Annotated in this window: 13 protein-coding genes and 2 pseudogenes; 9 read left to right on the top strand and 6 right to left on the bottom strand. The window is 60.2% G+C overall.

Features of this window, described 5'->3' with window-relative positions; all coding sequences use genetic code 11:
* Position 1 precedes the first annotated feature (1 nt).
* Positions 2-739: an SDR family oxidoreductase gene (locus tag B3I26_RS01310; protein ID WP_296254376.1), complete on the top strand. Its 738-nt coding sequence runs from the start codon at positions 2-4 to the stop codon at positions 737-739.
* Positions 740-801: 62 nt separating this feature from the next.
* Here the strand turns inward: B3I26_RS01310 and B3I26_RS01305 are convergent, their stop codons facing one another.
* Positions 802-1,809, bottom strand: coding sequence for a LacI family DNA-binding transcriptional regulator (locus tag B3I26_RS01305; protein ID WP_296254374.1), 1,008 nt, complete (start codon positions 1,807-1,809; stop codon positions 802-804).
* A gap of 272 nt (positions 1,810-2,081) precedes the next feature.
* Here B3I26_RS01305 and B3I26_RS01300 point away from each other — a divergent pair, with 272 nt between their 5' ends.
* Together B3I26_RS01300 and B3I26_RS01295 are read left to right on the top strand one after the other, a co-directional pair.
* Complete coding sequence (locus B3I26_RS01300; protein WP_296254373.1) at positions 2,082-3,287, top strand: MFS transporter; 1,206 nt, start codon at positions 2,082-2,084, stop codon at positions 3,285-3,287.
* 3 nt (positions 3,288-3,290) lie between these two features.
* Positions 3,291-3,758, top strand: coding sequence for a metallophosphoesterase family protein (locus tag B3I26_RS01295; RefSeq protein ID WP_296254371.1), 468 nt, complete (start codon positions 3,291-3,293; stop codon positions 3,756-3,758).
* Between the two features lie 108 nt (positions 3,759-3,866).
* Here the strand turns inward: B3I26_RS01295 and B3I26_RS01290 are convergent, their stop codons facing one another.
* The gene (locus B3I26_RS01290; protein WP_296254369.1) at positions 3,867-4,658 is read right to left on the bottom strand and encodes a substrate-binding domain-containing protein; all 792 of its coding nucleotides are present in this window, start codon (positions 4,656-4,658) and stop codon (positions 3,867-3,869) included.
* Positions 4,659-4,906: 248 nt separating this feature from the next.
* Between B3I26_RS01290 and B3I26_RS28760 the strand changes: the two are divergent.
* Both B3I26_RS28760 and B3I26_RS28755 read left to right on the top strand, forming a co-directional pair.
* Positions 4,907-5,683: pseudogene (locus tag B3I26_RS28760) on the top strand (PAS domain-containing protein); the annotation flags it as partial.
* A 12-nt stretch (positions 5,684-5,695) separates the two neighbouring features.
* The gene (locus B3I26_RS28755; protein ID WP_409522089.1) at positions 5,696-6,223 is read left to right on the top strand and encodes a methyl-accepting chemotaxis protein; all 528 of its coding nucleotides are present in this window, start codon (positions 5,696-5,698) and stop codon (positions 6,221-6,223) included.
* Between the two features lie 219 nt (positions 6,224-6,442).
* On the opposite strand, the gene B3I26_RS28750 is transcribed toward B3I26_RS28755, so the two are convergent.
* Together B3I26_RS28750 and B3I26_RS28745 are read right to left on the bottom strand one after the other, a co-directional pair.
* Positions 6,443-7,147 carry a methyl-accepting chemotaxis protein gene (locus tag B3I26_RS28750; protein ID WP_409522088.1) on the bottom strand — a complete coding sequence of 235 codons (705 nt, stop codon included), beginning with the start codon at positions 7,145-7,147 and terminating at the stop codon, positions 6,443-6,445.
* A 198-nt stretch (positions 7,148-7,345) separates the two neighbouring features.
* Positions 7,346-8,218: pseudogene (locus B3I26_RS28745) on the bottom strand (methyl-accepting chemotaxis protein); the annotation flags it as partial.
* 560 nt (positions 8,219-8,778) lie between these two features.
* Between B3I26_RS28745 and B3I26_RS01275 the strand changes: the two are divergent.
* Positions 8,779-9,960 (top strand): acyltransferase family protein, encoded by a 1,182-nt coding sequence (locus tag B3I26_RS01275; RefSeq protein ID WP_296254363.1) that lies wholly within the window; start codon positions 8,779-8,781, stop codon positions 9,958-9,960.
* Between the two features lie 167 nt (positions 9,961-10,127).
* Here B3I26_RS01275 and B3I26_RS01270 read toward each other — a convergent pair whose 3' ends face one another.
* Positions 10,128-11,375 (bottom strand): TIGR03862 family flavoprotein, encoded by a 1,248-nt coding sequence (locus B3I26_RS01270; RefSeq protein ID WP_296254594.1) that lies wholly within the window; start codon positions 11,373-11,375, stop codon positions 10,128-10,130.
* Between the two features lie 712 nt (positions 11,376-12,087).
* The gene (locus B3I26_RS01265) at positions 12,088-13,008 is read right to left on the bottom strand and encodes a histone deacetylase family protein (protein ID WP_296254361.1); all 921 of its coding nucleotides are present in this window, start codon (positions 13,006-13,008) and stop codon (positions 12,088-12,090) included.
* A gap of 132 nt (positions 13,009-13,140) precedes the next feature.
* Here B3I26_RS01265 and B3I26_RS01260 point away from each other — a divergent pair, with 132 nt between their 5' ends.
* The 3 genes from B3I26_RS01260 to B3I26_RS01250 all read left to right on the top strand — a co-directional run bounded on the left by B3I26_RS01260 (position 13,141) and on the right by B3I26_RS01250 (position 15,291).
* Positions 13,141-13,704 (top strand): GNAT family N-acetyltransferase, encoded by a 564-nt coding sequence (locus B3I26_RS01260; protein WP_296254359.1) that lies wholly within the window; start codon positions 13,141-13,143, stop codon positions 13,702-13,704.
* 112 nt (positions 13,705-13,816) lie between these two features.
* On the top strand, positions 13,817-14,686 hold the full coding sequence (gene tesB / locus B3I26_RS01255) for an acyl-CoA thioesterase II (protein WP_296254358.1): 870 nt from the start codon (positions 13,817-13,819) through the stop codon (positions 14,684-14,686).
* The gene (locus tag B3I26_RS01250) at positions 14,683-15,291 is read left to right on the top strand and encodes an HAD family hydrolase (RefSeq protein ID WP_296254357.1); all 609 of its coding nucleotides are present in this window, start codon (positions 14,683-14,685) and stop codon (positions 15,289-15,291) included. Before tesB ends, B3I26_RS01250 begins: the two co-directional genes overlap by 4 nt.
* Positions 15,292-15,600 lie beyond the last annotated feature (309 nt).

The following is a 15,600-nucleotide window of genomic DNA, read 5'->3' as shown; positions in this document are numbered from 1 at the left end:
TGTGAACACTGCCCACTTCGATTTCAGCGGCCAGCGCATTCTGGTGACCGGCGCCAGCAGCGGCATCGGCTGGGAAGTTGCCCAGCAGTTACTCATCAGCGGCGCCGACGTATACGCCCTCGGGCGCGATCCGCTGGCGCTGCAAAAACTGGAAACCCAAGGCTGCCATGTGCTGCGTGTGGACGTCGGCGATCACGTGCAACTGGCCGCTATGCTGGCCGATTTGCCCGTCATGCACGGCCTGGTCAACTGTGCCGGGATCTCCATTCTCGAAGCCGCGACACAGATCAGTGCCGCCGCGTTTGATCAAGTGATGACGGTCAACGTACGCGCCGCTGCAATGGTGGCAGCGAGCGTAGCGAAAAAGATGCTCACCCAGGGTGTAGCGGGCAGCATCGTCAACGTCTCGAGCCAGGCGTCGTTGGTGGCGCTGGACGATCACTTGAGTTATTGCGCGTCGAAAGGCGCGATGGACGCCATGACTCGCGTGCAGTGTGGTGAGTGGGGCCGTTTTGGCATTCGCGTTAACAGCGTCAACCCTACCGTCACGCTGACACCGATGGCGCAGATGGCATGGAGCGAGCCGAGCAAGCGCGATCCTGCGCTGGCGGCGATTCCCTTGGGGCGCTTTGCCGAAACGGCCGAGGTCGCCGCGCCCATCCTGTTCCTGCTCAGCAGCGCAGCGTCGATGATCAGCGGGGTGTCGTTGCCGATCGACGGGGGCTACACGAGCCGCTGATTGATGAGCTCCGCGCCCGTAGGTTTCCACTCGGGCGCAGGCTCTGCAGTTGGATCAGCCCGTCAACCGTTTTCCAGTGCCCCGACAATCACCAGCCTGGCTATGGGCAGATAGCGATTCTGAATCCGCTCAAGCAGCATCTTCACCGCGCTGCTGCCCGCCAGTGAGGCGTCGTGGGCGATGCAGGCGATAGGAATGCCGAAGATGTCAGCGAAAGGAAGACGGTCGATGCCGCAGATCGGCAGGCTGTCGTGGGCGATGTTCCGGTCGCGCAGCGCTTTCATTGCCCCCAGCGTGATCAATTGGTTGAAGCCGAAAATCGCATCCGGCAGGGCACGCTCGCGCAAATAATCCAGCGTACTTTGATAAGCAGGCTCCAGCGTGTAATCGCCGGCGAACACATCCAGCTGCACCGGCTGCTCGCTTTGCACCAGCGCCGCTTTCACGCCCTTTAACCGCTCTTCGGAAATTCGCGAATGCGCAGGGCCGGTCAATACCAGCAAACGCCGCAGGTGCGGATTTCTGGCCAGCAGATAACGCGCGCCTTTCAGGCCGCTGTGGTAGTTGTCCAGCACCACGTGACTGAACGGGCTGTCATGCAGCGCGCGGTCCAGTTGCACCACCGGGATGTCGCCCTTGCTCAGGCGGCTTAGATACTGAGGCTGATAATCCGGCTCATCCGACACCGGCGACAATACGATCCCAGCCACGCGATAGCTGAGCAGGGTATCGACCGCCTTGCGCTCAAGCTCCTCCGAGCCGTCGGTGTCCACCAGCATGATGGTGTAGCCGTGCCTCTTGGCCTCTCGGGAGATGGCCTTGATCATTTCGCTGTAGAACGGGTTGTCCACCGATGCGGTGATCACGCCGATGATCATGCTCTCGCTGCGCTTGAGGCTGCGGGCAAAGGCGTTGGGCACATAATCCAATTCCTGAGCCACTTCAAGGATGCGCGCCAGCGTAGCGGGCTTGACCAGATCAGGTTTGTTCAACGCGCGGGAAACGGTGACCGGGGTCATGTTCACACGTCGGGCGATATCGGAAATGGTGACGGGAGTCTTTTTGCTCATGGACTTCGGGCGGCCTGGAATCAGAACAACATGCGGGGCGGCCACATGCTTGCTGGAGTGCGCAAGGCTAGCACGACATGGATTAAAAGCGACGCGGGCAAAAAGCCAAATGTTATCGTTTTCATCGCCAGCGGCACGACGTTGCCGTTGCCTGGACGTGATGCATCGAACGCAAGGGTTTGTGGTGTGGTCCACTCGCTACAACATTTTGCGGACGTGCCCTGCGCAATGGGCCAATAATGCGCGCCCGTTTTGACTGGTCTGGAGGATTCATGACCTCGCCTGCTCCATCCTCTTCGCGCGACTTCTTCATCGCCGCCGCGGCATTGTTGATCGCTATGCTCGGCACCACATTGCCAACGCCGCTCTATGCGATCTATCAGCAAAAGCTGGGGTTCGACGCGAGCTGGCTGACGATTATCTTCTCCATCTATGCCGCCGGTGTGATCGCCGCGTTGTTGGCGGTGGGCAGTTGGTCCGATCAGCTGGGACGCCGGCCTTTGCTGCTGGCAGGACTGTGCATGGGCGCGGTGAGTGCGCTGATTTTTCTGTTCTCCGATTCGATTGGCGGGCTGCTGGTCGGTCGGCTTTTTTCAGGGTTTTCAGCGGGCATCATGACCGGCACCGCGACCGTGGCCGTGATCGAGCTGGCGCCTAAACGCTGGAAGAATGCCACTCTGATGGCGACCGCTGCCAACATGCTAGGCCTTGGACTCGGCCCATTGTTGGCGGGCTTCACCTCGCAACAGCTGGCCGACCCCTTGCACCTGATCTTTTATGTGCACCTGGCGCTGTTGCTGCTGGCGGCGATCGGTGTGGCAGTGATTCGCGAAACCGTGCAGCGCCCGGCACAACTGAAATTGAGGATTCAAAAGCCGTCGGTTCCGGCCTCGGTGCGCAGCGTATTCATCTCGGCATCGATTGCCGGCCTGGCCGGTTTCAGCGTGGCAGGGTTGTTCACCAGCATGGTGCCATCAGTGATGATCCACATCATGCAGGTACACGGCGGGTTGTTGATTGGCGCGGTAATCGGGCTGTTTTTCGTGGCATCGATCATCGGCCAGGCCTCGCTGCAATGGTTGCCTGCGCGTCTGCACATGACGCTGGGCTGCGTGGGATTGATCTTGGGGATGATCTGCCTGGGCTTAAGTATCGCCACGACGCAATTGCCGCTGCTGGTGTGCGCAGGTCTCCTGGCGGGCGTGGGGCAGGGCATGATCCTGCGTGCGGGGATGGGCGCGGTGACGGCGAGCAGCCCGCCGCACCAGAAAGCCGCAGTGACGTCGGCCTTTTTCGTCGTCCTCTACATCTCGATTTCAGTGCCGGTCGTGGCGGTTGGCTTCAGCGTGCAGGCGTTCGGTTTGCCTCATGTGGGCGAGTTCTTCGCCTCGCTGGTGGCACTGGTCGCCTTGCTGGCGATGGTCAGCATGAGGCGTGTGCAGGCGCGTCAAGCGGCTGTTGCGGCGTCCGGGAGTTGAGCGATGGGGGTGAAGGTTGGCCTGATTTCAGACACTCACGGTCTGCTGCACCCCCAGGCGCTGCAAGCCTTGCACAGCTGTGATTATCTGATTCATGGCGGCGACATCGGCAAGCCGCAGATCCTCGACACGCTGCGGGAAATCGCACCGCTGACCGTGGTGCGCGGCAATAACGACACCGATGACGCCTGGGCGGCCGATGTGCCGTATGAGGCTGTGCTGCGTGTCGGGGCGCTGGGGATTTACGTCACCCACATCCTCGCCGACGTGCCGGATACGCTGCCTCGGGATGTGGGCGTGGTGGTGACCGGACACTCGCACAAGCCGCTCCAGCAGAGGCGTCACGGCGTACTGTTCATCAACCCCGGCAGCGCCGGACCTCGGCGTTTCAAGTTGCCGATCACAGTGGGGATCCTGCACATCGATGGGGCCGATGTCCGGGGAGAGCTGGTTGAGTTAACGCTGGACTAGCCGCCGTCCGCCGCTGCCCGGTACACAGGGCAGAACCAAGGCACGCCCTGTTTCACCCAGACCGCTCTGCGGGCAGAGAGCGTCTGAAGCCGCCGCTTAGCGTGCGCCTTACTTCGCAATCGGGTCCAGCCCGCTGGCCTTGATCACAGGCGCGGCTGCCGAGGAACTCAGGAAATCCAGGAATTGCTTCGCCTGCTCAGGGTGCTTGCTCTTGCTGACGACGCCTGCCGAGTACAGGGTCATTTGTTGGGCCTGGTCGGGAATCAGCCCGATGATGTCGATGCCGTCCACCGGCTTCAATTCGCTCAACTGCTGAAAGCCGATTTCCGCCTCGCCGCGAGCGATCACTTCACCCACAGGTTCTGCGGGAATCATGTGGCTCTTGCCTTGGATACGGTCGGCAACGTGCATCTGGTTGAATAGCACGCGGGACAGATACACACCGCTGGCGCTGTCTGAATAGGCGATGCTTTTGGCGTCGAGCAGGGTCTGTTTAAAGGTTTCCATGGTGCTGATGTCAGGGTGTGGCGCGCCATGTTTCACGGCCATGGCGATGTATGACTTGCCCAGGTCCACGCGGGTTTTTGGATCGACCTGGCCATCCTTGATCAGCTTGTCCAGCGCCGCACCGACCATCAGCACCACATCGGCAGGTTCCTGACGCGCCAGGCGATTGGGAATGGCTTGCGGAGTCGCTCCCATGGAGGGCGCTACTTCGCCTTGCAATTTGACGCCCGCGCGTTGTTCGTAATCTGCGGTAACGGCCTTGAACGCGCCCATGATGCCGCCGGAACTCAGCACGATCAGTTGTACCGGGGCGGGAGGTGTGGCGGCTTGAACGAAAGCCGCGGGAATGATGGTGATGGCGGCGCTTAGCAGATAAGGCAGAAATTTTTTCATGAAGATGAACCTGACGTTGTTAAAAAATGACGCGTAGTAAATAAAAACAGCGCGGGCAGTATGTGGCAATTGTGCGACGAGTAAATCCCTTTGTTGCGATCGCCGATACACAGGCGGCGTTTGCGTACGCAGATTCGGTTGTCGGGCATGGGGATGAAACGACACTCGGTCGGGCTGCAGCTCAAGAAAACAATGGCCAAGCCGATGCTCAAGGCGACCCCTCTCATCTCTGTGGAAGTTCGCCAACCATGTTCAATAAAAATTTAAAAAAAGAGTTGGCTGCCCTGCGTGAAGAACTTTCATCGGTGGAGCAGGTGAGAACCAGCCTGGACAACGAAATGCTGGGTATGCGTCTGGACGCCCAAGGTCGCATCGAGTCGGTGAACGCTAACTTCGAAACGCAAATGTTTTACCGAAATGCCGACCTCGTCGGACGCTCGATCGAAGACCTGGTTCCGTCCCATGTAAAGGGGCTGGATTTCTACCACCGGCTCAAATCCGCGATCAGCCGGGGCGAACACCTCAGTGGCGCGCTGCGTCTGCTGCGGGGCAATGGTCAGGAAGCCTGGCTGCGTTCGATTGTGCAGCCGGTTCGTGACAGCCGCGGGCGGGTAACTTACATCACCATCCACGCAAGCGATTTGACGCGCACCATCGAGAACTCCCGCGAGCATGAAAACCTGATCGAGGCGCTGCAGCGCTCCACCGCGGTGATCGAGTTCAACCTCAGCGGCGAAGTGCTGGCAGCCAACGAGCGCTTTCTAGGCGCGATGGGTTATTCGCTGGCCGATATCCAGGGCAAGCACCATCGCCTGTTCTGCGAACCGCAAGAGTACAACTCGCCCGAATACCAGGCGTTCTGGGACAAGCTGCGTCGGGGGGAATTCATCACCGGTCGCTTCAAACGCGTCGATAGCCACGGCCGCGTGGTGTGGCTGGAAGCGTCCTATAACCCGATCTCCGATGCGCATGAGCGGCTGTACAAGGTCGTCAAGTTCGCTACGGTCATCACCGATCAGGTCAATCGCGAAAATGCCGTGGCCCAAGCGGCAAGCATTGCCTTCACCACGTCTCAGCACACCGATGGCAGCGCGCAAAAAGGCGCTGCGGTGGTCCGGCAGACCGTTGGCGTCATGCGTGAACTGGCCGAACACATGGAGCAGGCGGCCGAGCGCATTGCCGCGCTGGACAAGCAGTCGCAATTGATCGGGTCGATCATCCAGAGCATCAGCAGCATCGCCGACCAGACCAACCTGCTGGCGCTCAACGCTGCTATCGAGGCGGCCCGCGCTGGCGAGCAAGGCCGCGGTTTTGCGGTAGTCGCCGACGAAGTGCGGCAGCTCGCTTCGCGTACCAGCAAAGCCACGGTGGAAATCGTCGGCGTGGTCAAGCAAAACCAGCAACTGGCCGAGCAGGCGGTGAGCGTGATCATCAGCGGCAAGGAGCAGGCACAACAAGGCCTCGAGCTGGCCGCGGAGGCGGGATCGGTGATCGTGGAAATCCAGGACGGTGCGCAGAAAGTGGTTAATGCAGTGGGGCAGTTCGCCAATCAGCTGTCGAGCTGATCCTGCAAATCATTCGAGGCTCACCCTTTGGGCTGGGGTCTCCTTTTGCCTTGAAAACGGTTAACGCCGCTGGTGGTGGTCGGTCCTGAGGGGTCCATCTGCGTCGATAGCGCGCACGGTAGTGCTGGAACAGCTTTTCACCGGCGGGCCCTGCGACGAATGAACCGAATCATTTAAAAAGCCGTGTCGAGGTGGCGACCCCGGCACGGCTTTTCTGATTTACACCCTGAAATGGCTTACCAGCATCTGCAACTGATTACCCAGACGGGCCAGTTCGACGCTGGACGCGGCGGTTTCTTCGCTGGCGGCGGCGGTCTGTTCGGACACGTCGCGGACGTTGAGAATGCTGCGGCTGATCTCCTCAGCCACCGAGCTTTGCTGCTCGGCAGCCGCTGCGATCTGCTGGTTCATGGCCTGGATATTGGAAACGGTGTGGGTGATGCTTTCCAGTGAAGTGCCAGCCTTGCGGGTCAGGACGACGCTGCTGTCGGTCAGGTTGCGGCTGCTGAGCATGATGTCCGATACCTGGCGCGTGCCGTTTTGCAAGGCGGCGACCAGCCCTTCGATCTCCTCGGTCGACTGTTGAGTGCGCTGGGCCAGGCCCCGCACTTCGTCGGCCACAACAGCAAAACCACGTCCGGCTTCCCCGGCCCGCGCGGCTTCAATGGCGGCGTTGAGGGCCAGCAGGTTGGTCTGCTCGGCCACCGCCTTGATCACGTCCATCACCTTGCCGATCTTGTCGCTCTCCTGCTCCAGCACGCTCATGGCGTCTGTGGAACGCACCACTTCACTGGCCAGTTTCTCGATCTGCATGATGGCTTCGCCTACCACCTTGTCACCGTCGCGTGCCTGCCTGTCGGCGTCGGACGCCGCGACCGAGGCCTGCTCGGCATTGCGTGCGACTTCGTGCACCGTGGCCGACATTTCGTGCATGGCCGTGGCAACCTGATCAGTTTCGACCTTCTGACTGTTGACCCCTGCACTGGTCTGCTCGGTGACGGCCGACAGCTCCTCGGCAGCGCTGGCAATCTGGGTGACGCTGTCGCGAATTCCGCCGATCAGGTCACGCAGGGTGGCACCCATGCGCTGGATGCCGGTTTGCAGCACGCCGAGTTCGTCGCGGCGTGTCACCCTCAGGTTATGGGTCAAATCGCCGCTGGCAATACGGTCCACCACCGCCAGGGTCTCCTGGAGCGGACGAGTGATCTGGCGAGTAATGATCAGCGCGGCCAGCGCGCCGAAGATCAGTGCGAGCAGGGTGCCACCGATTTGCAGCATGCGAGCCTGTCGCGTATCCGCGTCGCCCAGGGAGGTCTGCAGGTCGACCAGCTGTTGATTGAGTTTGACGATGGCTGCACCTTCGTCGGTCATTTCCGAGCGCGCAGCGATGATGTTGTCATTGGCCACCTTGAAACCCTGGACCGATTCCCGATAGCCGATCAGCGCGGCTTCCAGTTGCTTGAGGCGGTCGGCCTGCGCACTGCCGAATAGGGCCTTGAGCGGTTCCATGCCGCCGATGGCTTTCGCCAACTGGCCGGACGCGGCTTCTTCGGTCTTGGCAGTGGGGTTGGCGGTGTAGCCGCGTACTTCGTAGCGCACCAGCATCACGTCTTCACGGGCTTTGATGGCGGCCTGGTATTGCGGGAAGCGGCGTTCGTCGGACGGGTCCAGCTTCAATACATCGTCGTTAATGGATGCAATCAGTTGGGCGGCGTTTACGGCGTCTACGCCCATATCGGCACGCACCTTGGTGCTGGTCCGGTAACCCTCGCGCATTTTGTTCAGCGAGGTCTGGTAAGCACGGATCTGCTCGCCCAACGCGGTTATCGGTACCACGTTCACCGGGTTGCTGAACGTGGTGTGCAGGAACTGCTGATGGGCCTTGAACGCGTCGAGCGCAGTCTGCACGTTTTGTGCGATCGCTTCGTCGCCATTGCTGATCATGTATTGCAAACGGGTAACGCGCAGGTCAGTCAGTTTGTTGCTGAGTTTCATGATGTCCGCCACCCGGTCGCTGCGGAACGTCATGTTACTCAGGCTGGTCCAGCCGATCAGTGCAAGCAAGGCAGTGAAAACGAGTACCACACCGAACCCTAAGGCCAGTTTCATATTGACGCTGATGTTTGCGAACCAGCTTTTCATTTCCATTCTCCAGAAGGTTCAGTTTTCGAAGTCGTCAGCTGGAGAATTGTTTTTATAAAGCCAGCGAAACACTCAAATGCAGGAGGGCATCGGCAGTCATTCGGAAATCTGAAACGAATGTCGGGAATATGACGGCATCCGTATACACAACATGCGCTAATAAAATCCGTCACATTGCGATGGCTCATCTGAACCATTCCGTGAAATGTCATTTTATTGGCGGTATTGGACTTTTAGGTCCAAACGTGACTGTTAAGTCACTGCACTGAAAAGCTGACGTCAAGTTTTTCACTGCCTATGTATCGGGGATGAAATATTTCAACTGTCTAGGGTGCGTCGAACCCAATACCGTGTACCGGCTCGCCCATCGGTTATCGGGGACGGGATTTTTCTAACCAGCACGGAATTTGCGCATGAAACCTGTTCGGCGATTCACCACACTCGACAGTTTCAGGGGGATCTGCGCGTTATTGGTGGTGTTCTATCATCTGCACGTCGTCGACACGTTCATCCAAATGCGGTTTTTCCGGCAAGACGAGGTATTGCTCAATTTCTTCTTCGTCTTGAGCGGTTTTGTCCTGGCGCACACGTACGGCATGAAGCCGAACCTTTCATTCAAGTCCTTTGTCATCTCACGTGTCTTCCGCCTCTATCCGCTGCACCTGTTCATGCTCGCGTTCTTCATTCTGTTTGAGGCGGCGCGCTGGATTGTCTATAAGAACGGCTTCCCGCTGAACAACGTGCCATTCACCGGGACGTTTGCCCCGGACGAAATTCTGCCCAATCTGTTTTTGGTGCAGGCATGGACCACGCTCACTGACACCATGTCGTTCAATTATCCGTCCTGGACCATCAGCATCGAGTTCTACATTTATATGCTGTTCGGCGCGCTGTGCATGCTCTCCATGAGGAACCGCTACCTGGCGTTCGCTGCGATATCGGCGGTGACCTTCTGGCTGATCTTTTCGCAACATGAGCCGTTGGTAGAGCGCGCAATGCTGGGACTGTCCTGCTTCTTCGCGGGTAACGTCACCTATCTGGTGTACCTGTTGATTCGCGACAGATCGCCGCTTACGCCGTGGTTGGTAACAGTGCTCGAAGCCAGCATGATGTATGCCACGTACTGGATCGTGATGAACGACTTCGATTACCGCTCGCCCATCGGCAGCCTGGCGTTCTGCGTGTTGGTGCTGCTGTTCGCGTTCGAGGGGGGGCAGGTGTCGGCGTTTCTCAAGACCGGCGTGTTCGTGCTGCTGGGCAAACTGTCGTACTCGATATACATGACCCACGCGGCGCTGCTCTTTGCTTTGTCGACGGTCTTCATCGTGGCACAGAAGGTAACCGGTCTGGGCTTGGCGCCGATGATCGCCGGGCAACGGTTCATGGACACCGGTTCGATGCTTGGCAATAACGTCTTCGTGGTGGTGGTAACGGTGCTGTCGGTGGTGGTGGCAGCGTTCGCGCACAAATATATCGAGATGAAAGGCTACGAGTTGGGCAAGCGCTTCACGGGCAGACCGGTCAAGGACGAGGCGCTCGCGAAAAGAACGGAATCGGCATCTGCACGTGAGCCGCAGATTGATCGGGTAGCGTAAAGCAGGGCGGGAGCACTCACCGACCGCAGGCGCTCGATGTCATTGCAGGGATGAACCAGGTCGCAACCGTTGGCAAGCTGCGACAGGCTTGGATGACCTCACCACGCTGGTGGCTCAGCGAATGGAATGCAGAAGGACTGTCGCCGATGCCGGGCAGTGCGCAGGCGCTACTCATCCGCCACGCTACGCAACCACTCCACCATTCCCAGCCCTGCTGCGCGGCCGCTGGCGAAGCAGGCGGTGAGCAGGTAGCCGCCGGTCGGCGCTTCCCAGTCGAGCATTTCGCCTGCGCAGAACACACCCGGCAGCGACCTGAGCATCAGTCGTTGGTCCATGGCCTCGAACGCTACCCCGCCGGCGGTACTGATCGCCTCGTCCAAAGGGCGTGGCTTGAGCAATGTCAGCGGCAATCCTTTAACGGCTTCGGCCAGCAACGCCGGATCGGCAAACGCCTGGGCAGGTGCCAGTTCGCGCAACAGGGCTGCCTTGACCCCGTCCAGACCCAACTGACTGTGCAGGTGCTTGGACATCGAGCGCGAGCCGCGCGGTTTGCCCAGTGCTTTATGAACATCGGGCAAAGACTTGCCCGGCAGCAAATCGATCTCGACAGTGGCACAACCATGGAGGTTGATCGCTTCGCGAATCTGCGCCGACAACGCGTAGACCAGACTGCCCTCGACACCCGTCTGCGTCAGCACGCACTCGCCCAGGCGCAGGGACTGCCCCTGCAGGCCCATGGCGATGTTCTTCAGCGGCGCGCCCGCATACTTGCTGCGCAACAGTTCGCTCCACGCCGAAACCTCGAACCCGCAGTTGGCAGGCTGCAGGGGAGCGATCTCTATTGCGCGTTGTTCAAGCAAGGGCACCCAGGTGCCGTCCGAGCCGAGGCGTGCCCAGCTCGCACCCCCCAGCGCCAGCAAGGTGGCGGCGGGTTCGATGCGCAGTTCGCCTTCGGGGCTGGCAATCCGCAGGCTGCTGTCCGCGTTCCAGCCCAGCCAGCGGTGGCGGGTGTGGATAACCACTCCGGCGTCACGCAGGCGCTTGAGCCAGGCACGCAGCAGCGGTGCGGCTTTCATGTCGGTGGGAAACACGCGGCCCGAGCTGCCGACGAAGGTTTCGATGCCCAGATCATGAATCCATTTGCACAGCGCCTGGGCGCCAAAGCCTCGCAGCAAGGGCGCGATCATCGGCGCGCGTTCGGCGTAGCGCGACAGGAATGCCGGGTATGCCTCCGAATGGGTGATATTCATGCCGCCGACACCGGCCAGCAGAAACTTGCGTCCGACTGAGGGCATGCCGTCGTACAGGTCAACCTTGAACCCTGCCTGGCTTAACACCTCGGCCGCCATCAACCCGGCCGGGCCACCCCCGATGATGGCGACGGTGGAACCGAGAAGGGCGGAGGCTGACGTCATGGGCAAGCTGCGGGTCATTGAAATGCCTGATACACCGAGTGGCTGGATGGGCTGCCGGTCCCCGGCAGTTCGTCTGCAAGCAGCGCTCCTACGGCCTTCGGCCAATACCGAGGCGCGTGCAGGGGGCGCATTCTACCCGAGCCTTGGGACAAACGAGCGGCCTGTGGAAAACTATTGAGCAAAAAACGTACAACAGGCTGCAGGCCATGGAGCGTATGGGGTCTGCAGGCTTGCACTCAGGTTATCCACAGGCGGTTCCACAGCGGATGTGGGTAACGCTATAAAAGCAGGGCATGAGCGTATCTTTGGCGTTTGTCTGACATCTGAAGGGAGCATACGGCGCGCATTCCAGACCAGCCTCGGGATAAACCGGCACCTGTGGAAAAAACTTGATCAAAAAACATACAGCAAGCTGCAAGCCATGGATTACATGGGGTCTGTAGCCTTGCACTCAGGTTATCCACAGGCAGTTCCACAGCGGATGTGAGTAAAAATTTCCCTATGCAGCGCATTGGTCCTGCCCGCAGTGCGTGGGAGCCTCGCTTGCAGGCGATCTGTCGGAAACCGGCAGCAAAACCAGACACATGCGGTTATTCAGGCGGGCGTGTTTGTAACGCATATTGCAGTTCCCCAAGGCAGAACGCCCAATCCCGGTAAAGAGCACCCTGGACGCTGACTGTTCGCAGCCAGAATCAGCAGCGAGACACAGCGCTCATTTCAACCCCTCCGACACCCAAACCCGCTGCGCGCTGTGGTGCAAGATTCCGTGCCGCCGCGCCAGTGCCTCCCGGTCCTTGCTGTAGCCGCCGCCAATCACGCCCATTACCGGAATGCCCCGCCCCAGGCAGTGACGCATCACCGCTTCATCGCGTCGGGCCACGCCGTCGTCGGTCAGTTGCAAATAACCCAAGGCGTCATCCTTATGCACATCGACCCCGGCGTCGTACAGCACCAGGTCGGGCCGATAAAACGGCAACAGGTAATTGAGCGTGTCATCTACCACCTTCAGGTATTGATCGTCACTCATGCCCATTGGCAGCGGAATGTCCCAGTCGCTGCGGGCCTTGCGCGCCGGAAAGTTTTTCTCGCAATGCAGCGACACGGTAATCGCGTCTTCGGTGTGTTCGAGAATCCGCGCGGTGCCGTCGCCCTGGTGCACGTCGCAATCGAAGATCAGTACCCGGTCGACCCGGCCACTCTGCAGCAGGTAATGGCTGATGATGGCCAGGTCGTTGAAAATGCAGAAGCCAGCGGGGTAGTCGTAGTGAGCGTGATGCGTTCCACCTGCCAGATGGCACGCCAGGCCCTGTTGCAGCGCTTTTTCCGCCGTCAGCAACGAACCGCCAACGGCGCGTACCGTACGTCGGGCCAGATCCTCGCTCCAGGGCAGGCCCAATCGGCGCTGATCCTCGCGGGAGAGGTCGCCGTCCATGTAGCGACGGATATAGGACGGGTCATGGGCCAGCGCCAGAATATCGGGCGCACAGACCTGCGGGCGAATCAGTTGAGCATCTGTGGTCAAGCCGCTGTCGATAAGGTGGTCATGCAGCAGACGGAATTTATCCATCGGGAAACGATGCTCGGGCGGGAACGCCGGGCTGTAGTCTTCGTGGTAGATAAGCGGCAGGGACATAGGGTGTACGCAATGGGTTCGAAAGGGAATCTTGCCAGCAATGGTTGCCTCGGCACAGCGATTTGGTTGGGCCATTGTGAGAGGTAGCGCAGGCGGCGAGGCATTTGAGGAGAGCGGCAGGGGAGATGTTCAATGGAACCGATACTTGAGCTCAACAGCCCGCGCTTGTTGATGCGTCAGTGGCGGGATGACGATTTGCCAGCCTTCGCGCAGCTGTGCGCCGATCCACAAGTCATGCGTTACTTTCCGCGGCCGCTTACGCGGCTGGAAAGCGCCAAGCTGATCGGACGTGTTCGCGGGCATTTCGCCGAATACGGCTTTGGCCTATGGGCGCTTGAGCGCAAGGACACCGGCGAGTTCATCGGTTTCACCGGGCTGTGTGTGGTGGGGTTCAACGCAGCGTTTACTCCGGCAGTCGAAATCGGCTGGAGGCTGGCCAAAGAGCATTGGAGCCTGGGTTACGCCAGTGAGGCAGCCTGGACAGTCCTGGGTTGCGGCTTTGAACACCTCGAGCTGGATCAAATCGTGTCGTTTGCAGCGGTTAGCAATCTGCCCTCGCAGAAGGTCATGCAGGCGATCGGCATGCAGAACGATCCGGCTGACGATTTCGACCATCCCAATCTTCCCGATGGCCACCCCTTACGGCCCCATGTGCTGTATCGCATCAACCGCCAGCAATGGCGTGCGACCTTGTGATGGACGCGAAGCGAGTGGCAAAGACCTGTATTATCTCGCCCGAACCCCCTGTTCGCCGCCGTTCGGCGCCGTAGCCGGACCTTGTGTGATTGTCGTGTGTGAGGAACCCTGAATGAGCCATGTGCTGGATGATCTGGTGTCGCTGTTGAGCCTGGAGCCGATCGAAGAGAACCTCTTCCGTGGACGCAGCCAGGACCTGGGCTTTCGCCAGCTGTTTGGCGGCCAAGTGCTGGGGCAGTCGCTGTCGGCGGCGAGCCAGACCGTCGAAGATGAGCGTCATGTGCACTCGCTCCATGGCTACTTCCTGCGCCCTGGCGATGCGCATCTGCCGGTGGTCTATCAGGTCGACCGCGTGCGCGACGGCGGCAGCTTCAGCACCCGCCGCGTGACAGCGATCCAGAAGGGCAACCCGATCTTCACCTGCAGTGCTTCGTTTCAATATGACGAGCAAGGGTTCGAGCATCAGACCTCGATGCCCCAGGCGGTCGGTCCGGAGAACCTGCCGTCGGAGCTGGAACTGATGCGTCAGCGCGAACACCTCATTCCGGCGCACATCAAAGACAAGCTGCTGTGTCCGACGCCTATCGAGTTTCGCCCGGTGACCGATTCCGACCCGTACAACCCCCAGCCGAGCGATCCGGTGAAGTACGTCTGGTTTCGCGCCGACGGCACGTTGCCGGACATTCCGGCGCTGCACAAATACATGCTTGCCTATGCCTCGGACTTCAATCTGCTGACCACTTCATTGCTGCCTCACGGGAAAACGGTCTGGCACAAAGACATGCAGATCGCCAGTCTCGACCACTCGCTGTGGTTCCACGGCGAACTGCGTGCAGATGACTGGCTGCTCTACGCGATGGACAGCCCATGGGCCGGCAACTCTCGCGGATTCACGCGCGGCAGCGTCTACAACCGCGCCGGCCAACTGGTGGCGTCCGTGAGCCAGGAAGGCTTGATCCGGCATCGCAAGGACTGGGCATGAAGCTGTCGCAACTGCGCCACTGGGTGTTCGATATGGACGGCACCCTGACCCTCGCCGTGCATGACTTCCCTGCCATCAAGCGTGCCTTGAGCATCCCGCAGGACGACGACATTCTCAGTCATCTTGCGTCCTTGCCCGCCGAACAAGCGGCTGCCAAGCACGCGTGGTTGCTGGAGCATGAGCGCGAACTGGCCGTGGCTTCCAGACCTGCGACGGGAGCGGTGGAACTGGTGCGGGACCTTGCGGCCCGCGGGTATCGCCTGGGCATCCTTACGCGCAACGCCCTGGAACTGGCCCACGTTACGCTGCAAGCCATTGGCATCGCTGACTGTTTCGCGGTAGAGGATGTGCTGGGCCGCGACGAAGCGCCGCCCAAACCCGATCCGGGCGGACTGCTGAAACTGGCCCAAGCCTGGAACGTCGAACCTGCGCAGATGGTCATGGTGGGGGATTACCGCTTCGACCTTGCCTGCGGAAAAGCCGCCGGGACCCACACCGTGCTGGTCAATCTGCCGCAAAACCCCTGGCCCGAGCTCACCGACTGGCATGCCAAGGATTGCGTGGCACTGCGCAGGATGCTCACTGCCAACGCGCCGCCAGCCTGATCACTCCCACGCTGCAATGATCGTTCTCACGCGCAGCGCGGGATCGATCACAATGATTCGCCAGATACCGACACCGCAGTTCTGTCAGATGTACCGCATCCGCAGGGTGTGCTGCCGGTTCCCGGCAGATCGTCGGCAAGCCGGACTCCTACGCCCTTCGGGCAGAATCAAAAGCGTGAAGCCACCTAACTCCACTTTGATCGTTCCCGCGCTCCGCGTGGGAATGCCGTGTGTGACGCTCCGCGTCCAAGGGAGGTGAAGCAGGGCTTCATGAGGCGTTCCCACGCAGAGGGTCACTAGTGTCCGGTA

It is taken from the genome of Pseudomonas sp. UBA5706 (assembly GCF_002419965.1).
In the GTDB taxonomy this organism is placed as follows: Bacteria; Pseudomonadota; Gammaproteobacteria; order Pseudomonadales; family Pseudomonadaceae; genus Aquipseudomonas.
The sequence above is the reverse complement of the archived record's forward strand: the minus strand, read 5'-3'. Positions and strand labels throughout refer to the sequence as shown.